This window comes from Kitasatospora sp. NPDC052868, assembly GCF_044547105.1.
Classification (GTDB): domain Bacteria; phylum Actinomycetota; class Actinomycetes; order Streptomycetales; family Streptomycetaceae; genus Kitasatospora.
On record NZ_JBITZW010000001.1, the window covers coordinates 571,224 to 585,706 of the forward strand.

The 14,483-nt window shown below is 73.1% G+C and carries 6 protein-coding genes; 3 read left to right on the forward strand and 3 right to left on the reverse strand.

Going from position 1 to position 14,483, the window contains the following annotated elements:
• Positions 1-21: 21 nt before the first annotated feature.
• From ACIGZJ_RS02550 to ACIGZJ_RS02560, 3 genes are read right to left on the reverse strand one after another with little or no spacing between them, the layout of a single operon-like run.
• Positions 22-576 carry a hypothetical protein gene (locus tag ACIGZJ_RS02550; RefSeq protein WP_396455539.1) on the reverse strand — a complete coding sequence of 185 codons (555 nt, stop codon included), beginning with the start codon at positions 574-576 and terminating at the stop codon, positions 22-24.
• Positions 563-2,224 carry a VWA domain-containing protein gene (locus ACIGZJ_RS02555; RefSeq protein WP_396455540.1) on the reverse strand — a complete coding sequence of 554 codons (1,662 nt, stop codon included), beginning with the start codon at positions 2,222-2,224 and terminating at the stop codon, positions 563-565. The genes ACIGZJ_RS02550 and ACIGZJ_RS02555 overlap by 14 nt, the downstream gene beginning before the upstream one ends.
• 18 nt (positions 2,225-2,242) lie before the next feature.
• On the reverse strand, positions 2,243-3,352 hold the full coding sequence (locus ACIGZJ_RS02560) for a hypothetical protein (protein ID WP_396455541.1): 1,110 nt from the start codon (positions 3,350-3,352) through the stop codon (positions 2,243-2,245).
• Between the two features lie 319 nt (positions 3,353-3,671).
• On the opposite strand from ACIGZJ_RS02560, the gene ACIGZJ_RS02565 reads away from it, so the two are divergent.
• The 3 genes from ACIGZJ_RS02565 to ACIGZJ_RS02575 all read left to right on the forward strand — a co-directional run bounded on the left by ACIGZJ_RS02565 (position 3,672) and on the right by ACIGZJ_RS02575 (position 14,347).
• Entirely contained in the window at positions 3,672-12,611 is an 8,940-nt protein-coding gene (locus ACIGZJ_RS02565) for an RHS repeat-associated core domain-containing protein (RefSeq protein ID WP_396455542.1), read from the forward strand.
• A gap of 14 nt (positions 12,612-12,625) precedes the next feature.
• Complete coding sequence (locus tag ACIGZJ_RS02570; RefSeq protein ID WP_392927828.1) at positions 12,626-12,982, forward strand: hypothetical protein; 357 nt, start codon at positions 12,626-12,628, stop codon at positions 12,980-12,982.
• Positions 12,983-13,186: 204 nt separating this feature from the next.
• Entirely contained in the window at positions 13,187-14,347 is a 1,161-nt protein-coding gene (locus ACIGZJ_RS02575; RefSeq protein WP_396455543.1) for a Dyp-type peroxidase, read from the forward strand.
• Positions 14,348-14,483 lie beyond the last annotated feature (136 nt).

Here is a 14,483-nt window from a genome sequence, read left to right on the forward strand (position 1 = left end):
CCCGTCCTCGCGTCCGCGGGCTCAGTCCGCCAGCGCCGCGGCCATCCGGCCGACCTCGCGGTCCAGTTCGACGGCCGGATCGGGCGAACCCGGTGCCCAGCGCTGCCAGGTCCGGGCCCGCAGATAGCCGTCCACCGCGAGCGGCAGCCGGTCCCGCAGGATCCGCTCGGCCTCGCCGTCCGGCCCGGCGATCCGCAGCCGGTCCAGCAGCTCGTCCAACCGGGCCGAGGCCGGCAGCGGCAGGTCCGCCAGGCTTCGGGCCAACGCGTCCACCTCGACCGTGAAGGGGTCGACGGGTTCGACCGGGAGCGCGGGCGGCACCTCGGGCTCCGGGACCACCGGGTGCTCCGGGACCACCGGCCGCGCGGGCAGCGCGGTCCCGGGCGAGGGCCGCCTCGACGGGGTGAGCAGCGCGCCAGCGCCGTACAGGGCGACCACCACCGCCGGCCACCACCTGCCGCCCATCCCCAGGAAGTGCAGCACCAGGCCGCCCGCCCCGGCCGTGCAGCCGACCAGGTTCCGGGCCGACTCCAGGTAGCCCAGCACCCGTCGGCCGCCGCTGCTACTGGTAGCCACGGATCTCCTCGAACGCGCCGTCCAGCGAACTCGTGCCGTCGAACAGCTTGCCGCCGGTCGTCTCCGCGATCCCCTGCAGCTGGCCCTTCGCCGCGTCGCCGAACAGGATCGGGAACACCGGCACCGCCTTCTGCGCCGAGGACAGCCCGGTGTAGAAGGTCTTGAAGTCCTTGTCCGTCGCGCCCTCGTTGCTCTCGCCGTCCGTCATCAGCACGATCGAGGTGAACCGGTCGTCCGCGGCCGCCGCCTGCTGGCGCTCGATCACCCGGTACGCCTCCTCCAGTGAGCTGTACACCGCCGTGCCGCCGTCCGCCCGCAGCGCCTGGACGTCCGCGTTGATCGCCGCCAACTCGGCCTGCGGGCCCGGCTGCGTGCCGCTCGCCGGTACCAGGTGCGTCTTCGTGGACTTCACCTTGGACGCGAAGTCGATCAGGGTGACCTCCTCGCGGTCCCGGAACCGCCGCACGCCCCGGGTGTCCTCGGCCCCGGTCAGCCGGCCGAGCGCCGTCTTCAGCGAGGCCAGCCGGCCGCCGGTCATCGAGCCCGACGTGTCCAGGACGTACACCGTCCGGGACGGCCGGCGCAGCTCGTTCTGGTACGAGGCCAGCAGCCCGTCCGCGACCGACTTGCTGCCGGGGAAGGGCAGTTCACGCCGCCGGTCGGTGGGGAGCACGGACGCCGGAGCCGCTCCCGAGCCCACCGGGCGGCGCAGCGTCAGCTCCGAGATCCGGTGCTGCACGTCGTCCTTCAGCAGGTAGGCGGTGAGCCGCTGGAAGGAGTCCCGCTCACGCTGCGCGGAGGAGCCCAGCAGCGACAGCGGGTAGTCCGCCGACACCACCCCGTCGGTGGGCCGCACCACCGTCAACTGCTGGTCCTGGGGCAGGGTCTTGTTCAGCGACAGCAGCACCGACTCGTAGTTCACCAGCGCCCCCACCCGGCCCGGCTCGGCGCGGGCGTAGGCCTGGGCGAGCCAGCCGGAGGAGCCCGAGGTGAGCTTCTGCCCGGTGAAGAACTTCTTCAGCGACGGCGTCGCCTTCTGCACATCCGCCTCCGTGAGCGCCGAGTTGGCGCCCGAGAAGGCCGAGGCCACCGCGACCAGCGCGGAGAAGCCGGAGTTGGAGCGCGACGGGTCGGACATCCCGTAGGAGAGCTTCCCGGCCGAGGCCGCGTCCGCGACCTGCGCCCAGGTCACCTTCGAACCGTCGCCCCAGCCGAGGTCGTTGAGGGTCGAGGAGCGCACGCCGACCGCCACCGGCGAGACCATCACCGGGGTCTCGGAGAGCAGCTTGGACTTGCCCGCGTCGTCGAGCCGCAGGTAGTGGTTGGACGGGAACCAGACCGCGTCGTACTTGCCGTCCGCGCGGCCCGAGGAGACGGCGTCGGCGCCGTCCAGCGAGCCGGTCCAGGCGAACTGCACCGTCACCCCGGTGGCCTTCTGGGCCTCCTCCAACACCGGTGCCATGTCCTGGAGTTCGCTCCCGGCCAGGACGCGCAGCACGCCCGGCTGGGCGGTCGGCGCGGGGGCGTCGGTCGGCTTGGGGGAGGGGGTGGGCGAGGGGGAGGAGGTGCACGCCGTCGCCACCAGCAGGGTTATGGCCGCCGCGAGCGCCCGCCCGCCGCCGCGCCGTGCCGCGGTCTTCACACGCATTGCCGTCGTCATCCCCCGTCACTTCCCCTTGGCCGCGTTGATCAGCTTGTTCAGGATCGCCACCGTGGGCACCTGGGCCTGCTGGACGCCCGCCGCCGACAGGTCGGGTGCGTAGACCGGGCCGCCCTTGGCGTCCTTGACCGCCCTGCCGAGGGCCGTCGGATCGGCCTGCGGACGGAAGCCGTACCGGGCCTCCAGGTCGCGCAGGACCGGGTCGTCCCGGAGCGCCGCGGCGAGCTTCTCGCCGCCGGGCTGGAGCGCGACCAGGGTGTGGTCGCTGGACACCGTGGTGTCCGGGTAGAGCACCACCAGATCGCCCGCCGAACCGCCCGGTGTCGTGCTGCCCTTGGCGCTCAGCGCCGCCACCTGGGACTCGTACACCAGCACCAGCGGGTTGCCCACGCCGGACAGGAAGTCCTTGAACGGGCCGTCGCTGCTGGTCTTCTGGTCGCCCTGCATCGAGGTCACCTGCTTGACCACGCCCGCCACCCGGGCCACGCCGGCGTCGTCGGAGACCACCTGGTGGCCGTTGGCCAGGTACGAGATCGCCGCCAGGTGCAGCGCCCCGGACGAGGAGGTGGACGGGTCGGTGGTGGTCAGGAAGATCGAGCCGGACAGCTCCGCGTGGTCCTTGGTGCCGGTGAGGTCCTGCCATCTGCGGCCGTCCTGGACGGCCTTCAGGTAGGGGTCCATCTTGAACGTCCAGACCCCCGAATCCGACACCGTGGCCAGGCCGTTGGCCTTGAGGACGTCCGCCACCTGCCGGTGCGCGAGCACCACCAGCGGGGAGTAGAACGGTCGCACCGGCTCGGTGTTGATCTGCCGCCGGCGGCGGATGTCCTCCGCCGGGGAGAGGCTGGAGGGGAAGGCGAAGGCGTAGTCCTTGAGGTCGCTGTCACCCATCAGCCAGGAGCCGGTGGTGACGGTGTCGACCTTGAGGCCCTTCTTCCGCAACTCCGCGACGACGTCGGGGTCGGCGAAGAACTCCCGCTTCTCCGAGCCGATCACCCCCGAGATGGTGATGACCTTGTCCTCCCCGTCGGGATCGCCGCCGTCCGGCCAGAACAGCGCGACCCCCACCCCGGCAAGCAGCACCAGCGCCGCAAGTACCCCGAAAACACGCCTCATGCCGAACGTTTCCCCCTCGCCGCATCCGGGTCCGGGCGTCCACCCGGGTGACGAGCGTCCCGCCGGGGTTGGAGCGGCATCGGAAGTGACGGTGAACCAGGGGTGAACAGCCCTTCACGGAATCGCATCGGATGGCCCGGGCGTCACCGCCCGCCCGACTCGTACCGATGCGCACCGCCCGGTTGTCGGACCGTCAGGATCGAGCCACCGGACAGGAGTTCCTCTTGACAGTGCATCTTCAGTGAAGAGATCGTGATTGCCGATCATGGGTGGCGTCTCGGCGCCGTCCGCGGGAAGTCAGACGGGGGGCCTCATCGCCATGCCTGCGTTCGGTCACGACACGTCAGCGAAGTCCGGTGCATCCGGACCACCCGGAGCACCGGGGTCGGACGGACGGCGGGCGCGCACCCGGCTGTCCAAGGTCGCGGGGGCTGCGGCGCTCTCGCTGTCCCTGCTCCTGGCGCTCGCACACGGCCAGGAGCCCGCCCGGGCGGAGGCGCCGAAGAGCGAGCGCGTCGACGCCGCCCCCGACGTGGCCGCCGCGAGCAGGGCGGCCCGCCGCCAGCACGGCCGGGTCGAGGTCGCGGACGCCCGCGCCGCCGCCGCGCAGACCTTCGCCAACCCCGACGGCACCTTCACCACCGAGATCTCCCCGCAGCCCCGCCGCACCCGGCAGGGCGACGGCTGGGTGGATGTCGACCCCACCCTGCACCGGAGCTCCGACGGGCGCTACCTGCCGAAGGCCACCTCCACCGCCGTGGAGCTGTCGGGCGGCGGCTCCGGCCCGCTCGCCACGCTCACCGTCGAGGGCGGCCAGCGGCTGGAGCTCTTCTGGCCGGACACGCTCCCCGCGCCGACCGCCGACGGCGCCGCCCTGACCTACCCCGACGTCCTGCCGAGCGGCGTCGACCTGGTCGTCACCGTCACGCCGGCCGGCGGCGTCCAGGAGGTCCTGGTCGTCAAGAACGCCAAGGCGGCGGCCGATCCGGGGCTGGCCGCCCTCAAGCTCGTCACCCGGACGAGCCCCGGACTGACCCTCGCGGCCGGGCCGGGCGACGGCCTGACCGTCAAGGACGCCCAGGGCCGCGCGGTGTTCACCTCCCCGCCCGCCCGGATGTGGGACTCCGCGGTCTCCGCGGCGGCCGGCGGCCAGGACGCGAAGGCCCCGCAGGACACGAAGGCTCCGAAGGACGCGAAGGCCCCGCAGGCTCAGGGCGGCCCCGCCGGCGCGGCCGCGGCCCCCGGCGCCGCCCGGTCCGGCTCCGGCGGCCCCGGCCCCGGCGCCCGGGAGGCCGCGGTCGCCACCAGCGTGCAGGACGGCACGATCGGGATCACCCCCGACACCGGGCTGCTGACCGCGGCGGACACCGTCTACCCGGTGTTCATCGACCCCTCGTTCGCCACCCTCGACACCGTGGCCTACACCGAGGTCAAGTCGCAGTACCCGACGGCGGTGTTCTACAACGCACCCCCGTCGGGCTCCGGCCTCGGGGTCGGCTACCAGGGCTGGACCGCGCCGAGCGGCATCCAGCGGACGTACTTCCAACTCGCCGTCCCGGCCGGCCTGGTGGGCAAGCGGGTGCTGAGCGCCGACCTGACGGCGACCGAGACCTTCGCCTCGGCCTGCCTGCCCAACACCGTCCAGGCCTGGAGCACCGGCCCGATCAGCCCCGCCACCACCTGGCTCAACCAGCCCGCCCAACTGCAACTGGTCGGCAGCGCCACCCTCCAGGGGCCGTGCGCCGCCAACCCGGCCCCGGTGGTCGGCCGGATCGACGCCACCGCGACCACCGCGCAGGCCCTCAGCAACGGACGCAGCAGCCTCACCTTCGCGCTGCGCAGCTCCGCCGAGGCCGACAAGAACGCGTTCACCCGGTTCGCCGCCGACCCCAAGCTGTCCGTCACCTACGAGGACGCCGTCCAGGCCCCGGCCGCCCCGCTGGTCTCCTCCGCCGAGTACCCCGCCGACAACCAGCCGCACGGCGGCATCGGACGGTCCGGCACCTTCGCCCTCAAGCCGGGCGGCAGCGAGCAGATCGCCAAGTACAGCTACCAGCTGGACACCGACGCCGCGGCCACCGAGATCGCGGCCGCCGCCGACGGCTCCGCCGCGGTCACCCTCACCCCGACCTCCGCCGGCCGCCGCACCCTGACCGTGCGGGCCTTCGACGCCGCCGGTCACGCCTCCACCTCGGCCGCCCACTCCTTCGTCGTCGACGCGTTCGCCTCCGGCGACCCGCACGACCTGTTCTACGACGCCGCCGGCCAGCTCGTCGGCGTCTCGCAGCCGAACGGCGAGAGCGCCCGCTACGAGTACGACGCCGCCGGCAACACGGTGTCCACCAAGCGCACCTCCTCGGCCGAGCTGACCGTCCTGTCCACCGTGCCGAACCAGGCGCCGAGCGGCGCCCGGGTCGAGATCAGCGGTACCGCGTTCGCCACCGACCCGGCGGCCGTCAAGGTGACCTTCACCGGCACCGCCACACCGGCCCAGGTGGTCACCGCCGAGCGGAACCGCCTCACCGTGGTCGTCCCCGCAGGTGCCACCGATGGCCCGGTCACCGTCACCGTCGGCGCGTCGACCGCGACCGGCACCGAGCGGTTCCGGATCGGCGCGGCCCGACCCGCCCCGGCGCTGACCGGTTTCTCGCCCGCCACCGGCGCCCCCGACACCACCGTGACCCTCACCGGCAGCGGCTTCGACCCGGACCCGTCGCGCAACTCGGTCCTGTTCCACCGCACACTCGCCAAGGTCACCCAGGCGACGCCCACCAGCCTCACCGTCGTCGTGCCCGGCGCCGTCTCCTCCGGCCGGATCACCGTGCGGACCCCGGGCGGCACCGTCACCAGCGGCACCGACTTCATCGTCCCGCCGACCGGCACCGCCCCGGGCACCCTGGTCGACGGCGGCGCGCTCACCGTCGACGGCGCCCCGGTCACCTCGACCATCGCCGCGGGGAAGGCCCTGGGCCTGCGGTTCGAGGGCAAGGCCGGCGACCGCCTCGGCCTCGGCATGTCCGCCAACACCATCGGCACCCCGTCGAAGTTCCGCCTGTACGACCCCTTCGGCCGCTCCTTCGCCGCCGACCAGTACGACACCCCGTGGCCGCTGGAGGCCCGGACCGGCCGCAACGTGCCGCTGCCCGCCCTGACCACCAGCGGCGTCTACCAGCTCGTCATCGACCCCGACGGCACCGGCACCGGCTCGCTCACCACCGCGCTGACCCGCAACGTCACCGGTACCACCAGCACCACCGACCAGGGCTTCGCGTTCAACCTGGCCACCCCCGGACAGTTCGTCGAGCTCTCCTTCGAGGGAAAGAAGGAGGGCTGGTACGGGCTGGCCTTCACCGAGGCGACGGCCGCCGTCAAGTACAAGTACCTGACCGCCACCCTCTACGAGCCCGGCGGAGCCAAGTTCAGCACCTGGCGCAGCTTCAGCCTGGACAACTACCTGCGGCTCAAGACCTTCGCGCCCGGCACCTACCGCCTGGTGATCGGCTTCACCGACGCCAGCGTGGGCGGCGCCCGGCTCTGGCTCTCCGAGGAGACCGACGCCGGCACCATCACCCGCGACGGCGCCGAGAAGCAGCTCACCCTCGCCCGGCCCGGCCAGCAGGTGCGGCTGAACTTCGACGGCACCGAGGGCCAGCAGCTCGGCCTCGGCTACACCGCCCTGAACCTCAAGATCGGCTCCACGACCTACCTGCCCGGCGTCTCGCTGACCCGGCCCGACGGTACCCAGAGCAACCTCTCCAGCTCCGGTGAGGGCGCCGACCTGCCGAGGCTCGCCGCCACCGGCCGCCACGAACTGACCGTCGGCGGCGGCGCCGCCACCGGCACCGTCACCCTCTGGCTCAACTCCGACGCGGCCGCGGGCACCATCGCGGCCGGCGAGGACAAGACGGTCGCCATCACCCGGCCGTCCCAGAACGCCCGGCTGACCTTCCAGGGCACCGCCGGCCAGCGGCTCAGCGTCGGCACCCTGCCCAAGGGCTACACCGGCACCGTCGCCCTCACGGTCAACGGGCCGGACGGCAAGCAGATCGCCTCCCGCACCTCCGGCGGCCCCGACCTGCCGCCGCTCCCGACCACCGGCACCTACGAGATCGTCGCGAGCCCCAACACCTCGGCGCTCGGCGACTACACGCTCCAGCTCTCGGAGACCGTCGACGCCGGCCCGCTCGCCGTCGACGGCGCCGCCAGGACCGTCACCGTCGGCCGCGCCGGGCAGAACGCCGTGCTCCGCTTCGACGGCACCGCCGGCCAGCGGCTGAGCGTCGCCGTCACCGCGGTCACGGCCGGCTACCGCTACCACAACCTGCGCATCACCAAGCCGGACGGCAGCCAGCTCGGCTCGGTCGGCTTCGTCATCGCCAACGACAGCTACATGCTGCCTGCGCTCCCGGCCACCGGCACCTACGAGATCACCGACGACCCGGACGCCGGAGTCACCGGCACCGCGACCTACACCCTGTCCACCGCCTTCGACGGCGGCCAGGTCGCCGTCGGCGGCGCGGGCGCCGCACTGACGCTCAGCCGCCCGGGCCAGGACGGCCTGCTCTCCTTCACCGGTGCGGTCGGCGACTCGCTCCAGATCACCTTCAGCAACACCACCTTCGTCGGCGGCGGCTACCAGCTGACGGTCGTCAAGCCGGACGGCAGCACCCTGGTCGACCGCGTCACCCGCTACGACCAGAGCCCGTACAAGCTCTCCGCCTCGCTCGCGGCGGCCGGCACCTACCGGGTGCTCATCGACCCGAGGGCCGCCGCCACCGGCTCCGCCACGGTCGGCGTCGACCGGGTCGCCGCCACCGCGCAGGCCAAGGCGGCGGCCGCCCCGGCCGCCGACGCTCCTGCCGCCGAAGCCACCGAAGCCGCCACCGCCGAAGCCGCCACCGCACAGGCCCCGGCCGGCGCACCGCAGCAGCCCGCACCGTCCACCGGAGCGGCGCCCGAGCAGTGCGACACCGTCGCCGAGGCCCCGGCCGGCACCAACCGCGCCGTACCGGCCGCCGACCCGCGCAGCGCCCGCAAGGCCCCCCGCCCCGGCGAGCCGTCGGCCGGCTGGGCCGCCTGCGGGTTCCCCCGCCAGGCCCTGGGCGAGGCGCCCAAGCCCGCCGACACCGTCTGGAAGCCGGACGCCGAGAACCTCGCCGGCAAGGGCTGGTACACCCGGTACGGCGCGGCCCCGGCACCGGCCTACCCGGCCGACGCGCCGAAGGGCACCACCGCCGTCTCCGGTCAGATCCGCACCGTCTCCGGCACCCCGCTGAAGAACGCCACCGTCAGCGTCGGCAAGGCCGTCGCGAAGACCGACGACCAGGGCCGCTTCCTGGTCAAGGGCAGCGACCCGGGCCACCGCGTGCTGCGCGTCGACGGACGCACCGCGAGCAGCGGCGACCGCGGCTACGGCGTCTTCGACATCGGCGTCGACGTCCCGGCCGGACAGACCCTGCGGGTGCCCGGCACGGTGTTCATCCCGCAGACGGACACCGCGAGCACCGTCCGCATCGCCTCCCCGACCACCGGGCCGACCGTCCTCAAGACCCCCGCCATCCCGGGCCTGGAGGTACGCATCCCGGCGGGGGCCGTGGTCCGCGACGGTGACGGCAAGCTCGCCACCGAGCTGTCCATCACGCCGATCCCGATCGACCGCACGCCGTTCCCGCTGCCGCCCACCCAGGTGCCGATCTACTTCACCGTCCAGCCGGGCAGCGGCTACCTCTTCCCCGACGGCGCCCAGATCGTCTACCCCAACTACACCCGCGAGGCCCCCGGCACGCGGATGATCTTCTGGAACTACGACCCGGACGGCCAGGGCTGGCACATCTACGGCAAGGGCACCGTCACCCCCGACGGCAACCAGGTCGTGCCGGACGCCGACGTCAAGGTCTACCGCTTCACCGGCGCCATGACCGCCGTCCCCGGCCACAACCCGCCGCCGGTCGCCCCGAAGCCCGGCCCGCGGGTCGGCGACCCCGTCGACCCGGCCACCGGCCTGCTCGTCGACGAGAACACCGACCTCCTGCTCGACGACGTCGTCCCGCTCGCCCTGCGCCGCACCTACCAGCAGGGCGACCAGGACTCCCGGGCCTTCGGCGTCGGGATGAACTTCAACTTCGGCTACTTCCCGTGGTCGACGGGCAACATCGGCTACTACCGGTACCTCGAGGTCGACCTCGTCCAGCCGGACGGCAGCAAGATCCACTTCCGTCGGATCACCCCCGGCGAGAAGACCTACGAGGACGCCCTGTTCCTCGCCGACCCCACCCCCACCGAGTTCTCCGGCGCCACCATGGGCTGGAACGGCAACGGCTGGGACGTCAAACTCCGCAACGGCACCACCTACGTGCTCGGCGACGAGGCACCGCTCCAGGCGATCCGCGACAAGTTCGGCAACACCACCACCATCACCCGCGCCCCCGCACCCCCGGACAGCGACGGCAAGGTCCGCCTGCGCGGCCCGATCACCCAGGTCACCTCGCCCAACGGCAAGTGGATCAAGTTCTCCTACGACACCGCCGGCCCGCCGCGGATCGTCAGGGCCGAGGACAACCTCGGACGCGCCGTCAGCTACACCTACACCGCCGACGGACACCTGGAGACCGTCACCAACCCGGCCGGCGGCGTGATGAAGTACACGTACGAGTCCGGCCGGATGAAGACCATCACCGACGCGCGCGGCACCGTCTTCCTCACCAACACCTACGACAGCGCCGGCCGCGTCTTCCAGCAGACCGCAGCCGACGGCGGCGTCACCCGGTTCGACTACACCACCGGCACCGACGGCAAGATCTCCGAAACCCGGATGACCGACCCGCGCGGCGGCGTCCAGCGCTTCACCTTCAACGCCCAGGGCCTCGCCACCAGCCGCACCACCGCCCTCGGCACCCCGGTCGAGCAGACCGACCGCACCGAGTACGACCCCACCGGCGGCCGTCCGACCGCCACCATCGACGCACTCGGCCGCCGCACCGAGCTCGAATACGACACCAACGGACAGCTCACCCGCACCACGACGCTGGCCGGCACCCCGGACGCCCGCACCGAACGCGTCGAACGGGCAGGCCCGTTCGGCGAGGTCACCGCCGTCACCGACACCTACGGCAAGACCAGCCGGACCGAGTACGACCCCCGCGGCGGACTGCTCTCCAGCACCGACGCACTCGGCCACAAGACCGTCTACACCACCGACGACGCGGGCCAGATCACCAGCGAGACCGACCCCACCGGCCGAAGGACCGGCTACACCTACGAGTTCGGCGACCCGGTCGCCGTCACCGACCCGCTCGGCGGGGTACAGCGCCGCCTCTTCGACGCGGCCGGCCGCGTCTACCAGGTCACCGACCAGCGCGGCAACGCCCGTACCACCGGCTACGACGCGCTCGACCGGATCCGCACCACCGCCGACGGACTCGGCCGGACCACCGGCTACGAGTACGACCCCAACGGCAACCGGACCAAGGTGACCGACCCCCGCGGCGGCACCACCGGCTACGAGTTCGACGCGATGGACCACGCCACCGCCGTCACCGACCCGCTCGGCCGCACCGCCCGGCAGGAATACGACCGCAACGGCAACCCGGTCAAGACCACCGCGCGCAGCGGCCTGGTCACCACCGTCGACCACGACCAGCTCGACCGCCCCACCACCACCCGCTACGGCGTCTCCGGCACCACCGACCAGGGCAGCACCACCATCGGCTACGACACCGGCAGCCGTGTCGTGCGCATCGACGACACGGTGAACGGTGCCACCACGGCCACCTACGACGCCTTCGACCGGATCACCCAGGAGACCACCCCCCAGGGCACCGTCGGCTACGCCTACGGCGCCACCAGCCGCACCCGCCAGGTCCTGGTCGGCGGACAGCCGCTGCTGGAACACCTCTCCGACGAAACGGGCACCCTCACCTCCGTCAGGAGGAACGGCACCGAGGCGGTCGCCCTCCAGCACGACGACGCCGGGCGGATCACCCGCAGCGGCGCACCCGGCGACGGCGTCCACCAGGACTACCAGTACGACCCGGCCGGACGGATCAGCTCCGTCACCTACCGCAAGGGCACCACCGACCTCGGCAGCCTCACCTACACCTACGACGCGGCCGGACTCCCCATCCGGGTCGGCGGCAGCTACGCCCGTACCGCGATCCCCGGCACCACCGAGACATCCGTCTACGACGCCGCCAACCAGCTCAAGAGCACCGGCGCCAGGACCGTCGGCTACGACGCCGACGGCAACCTCACCGGCGACGGCACCAACACCTACACCTGGAACGCCCGCGGCCAACTCGGCGCGGTGAACGGCCCCGGCACCACGGCGAGCTTCGGCTACGACTCCCAGGGCCGCCGCACCACCCGCACCGTCGGCGGCGTCACCACCGGCTACCTGAACGACGGGGACAACCCGCTCCAGGAGAAGACCGGCGCCACCGTCACCACCACCGTCGACGCCGGCACCGACCGCCTCCAACTGCGCGAGACCGGCGGCACCACCACCCGCTACCTCACCGACCCGCTCGGCGGCGTCGTCGCCCTCGCCGACGACTCCGGCGCCCTCACCGCCCGCTACCTCTACGACCCCTTCGGCGCCACCGCGGTCAGCGGCGACGACAAGGGCAACGGCCGCCGCTACGCCGGACGCGAGGACGACGGCACCGGCCTCTACTACAACCGCGCCCGCTACTACAGCCCCGGCCTGCACCGCTTCCTCAGCGAGGACCCGATCGGCTTCAAGGGCGGGATCAACCTCCACGCCTACGCCGACAACCGCCCCACCGCGCTCACCGACCCCAGCGGCAACAAGCCCGCCTCCTCCGGGAGCTTCGTCAAGATCTCCGAAGGGGCCGCCGACCACGTCATGAACGGAGTCATCACCAAGAAGGGCGAGTTCGCCGGGTGGCACCTCCACCCCAAGCAGAGCGGCGGCATCCCCGAGGGCCGCTACATCAGCGGCAGGCTGGTCACCCAGTCCGACGGCTCCGTGAAGGTCGTCGACGGCGCCGTCGGGGCCATCGTGAACGGCGACAAGATCGAGAAGGTCGCGCGGGCCGGGCACCACTTCTTCCCGGAGGACTGGACCAGGGCGGATATCCTGGCAGCCGGCCGCGAGTTGTTCGCGAACGGCACCTACAAGCGCGGCGGGACGCTGGTCCAGGGGGAGTACAACGGCGTGAAGATGACCGGCTTCCTGGAGAAGCAGCCGGACGGCAGCTACACCCCGTCGACCTTCTTCCCCAGGGGAGTGAAGCAGTGAACGGGAGCGCAGCAGTGAACACCAGGCCCGGCAGCACCCGGTGGGAGTTCCACACCGACGAGGACGACATGGTCATCGTCGAGGCACCCGCCGGCACCGACGAGAACCTGCGGCTGGCGATCGAGACCCTGATCCTCCCGTTCGGCCTCAGCAGCGACGCCCCCAGGACCTACCTCCAGGAGTGGCACCGCCTCGCGGCCGAGGACGGCACCGGATACAGCCTCGGCACCGCGGCCGCCGGCGCCCGGCGAACCGGCCCGGACCTGGTCGAAATCGTCGACATGTACGGCCAGTTCGAGGACTGCACGATCGACGCGCGGCAGTTCGAGGCCGTCCTGGAAGGCCTCACCGCGTACCTCGACGGCGCCTGACCGCACACACGACCCGTACGCACCGCCGCACACCGCACCGCCGCACACCGCACCGCCGCACACCGCACCGCCGCACACCCGCCCGGCGCCCGACGCCGGGCGGGTGTGCGGTTGGGCCCTGTCCTGCCGACTGCGAAGCCACAGGCCGCGAACCCGCCGAACACCAACCCACCGACTGCGAACCCACCGAACGAGAGGAACAGCGTGACGCTCCGACGGCGCCCCCTACTGGCCGGACTGGTCGGGGCGTTCGCCGCCACGGCCTGCGGACCGGACCACGGCGGACCGGACCACCCCGGCGCGGCCGACGACGCGCCCGGCCCGACCGGCACCCCCGGCCACCACCAGCCCGGCGTCACCACCCCGCCACCCGCCGCCGCCCGACTCGCCGCCTACCGGGTCACCGCCGCCGACCGCACCGGCCTCGCCGACGTGCTGAACCGCCTCGGCGCCGAAGCCGCCCGCACGCGGGACGGCGAGAGCCTCACCGTCTCCGTCGGAGCCTCGCTCTTCGACCAGCGGTACGGACTCGGCGCGCTGCGCCCGAAGCGCCTCACCGAGATGCCGGCCTTCCCCAGCGACGTGCTCGACCCGGCCTGGTGCCACGGCGACCTCACCGTCCAGGTGTGCGCGGCCACCCCCGAGCGGGCCGCCGAACTCGCCGCCGGCGCCGCCGCGGTGGGCGGACTGGAGCCCCTCTGGCAGCTCCCCGGGTTCCGGCCCGACAACGACACCGGCCGCGGCGGCCGGGCCTTCACCACCAACCTGTTCGGCTTCCGCGAGGGCGCCGGCAACCTGGAGGCCGAGGACACCGCGCTCATGGACCGCCAGGTCTGGGTGGCGCCGGGCGGCGGCGAACCCGCCTGGACCGCCGGGGGCACCTACCAGGCCGTCCGCCTGATCCGCTTCGCGATGCCCCTGTGGGACGCCGACGCCGTCCACAGGCAGGAGGCCGTCATCGGCCGCCGCAAGGACAACGCCGCACCGCTCGGGGCCGCCCGGGAGACCGACACCCCGGACTACGCGGGCGACGCCGAGGGGAGGGTCATCCCGCTCGACTCGCACATCCGCCGGGCCAACCCCCGTACCCCCGAGTCGGACGCCAACCGCATCCTGCGGCGCAGCTACTCCTACCGCCTCGACCGGGACGCCACCGGGAACGAGAACGCGGGCCTGCTGTTCGTCTGCTACCAGCGGGACCTCGAACTCGGCTTCGCCACCGTCCAGCGACGGCTCCAGGGCGAGGCGCTGGAGCGGTACGTGCTGCCGTTCGGCGGCGGCTACTACTTCACGCTGCCGGGCGTCGCACCCGGCGCCCGGGGCCGCCTCGGCGACTCCCTGCTGGCGGCCGCGTCAATGCGCTGACCGCGCGTTTCGCCCGTTCGGGGAGGCCCGGCCGCAGGCGCCGTCCGACATCGTGTCAGATTGTTCAACTCGCCTTCCGGCAAAGGTCATCCCGAGGTCCGGACCCGCGTCGTTGTTACGCGCTGGTAATGCCTAC

Excerpts from the sequence above, each read along its gene's own strand:
- ACIGZJ_RS02560 (WP_396455541.1), bottom strand. The coding sequence starts at position 3,352 with ATGAGGCGTGTTTTCGGGGTACTTGCGGCGCTGGTGCTGCTTGCCGGG.
- ACIGZJ_RS02565 (WP_396455542.1), top strand. The coding sequence starts at position 3,672 with ATGCCTGCGTTCGGTCACGACACGTCAGCGAAGTCCGGTGCATCCGGA.
- ACIGZJ_RS02555 (WP_396455540.1), bottom strand. The coding sequence starts at position 2,224 with ATGCGTGTGAAGACCGCGGCACGGCGCGGCGGCGGGCGGGCGCTCGCG.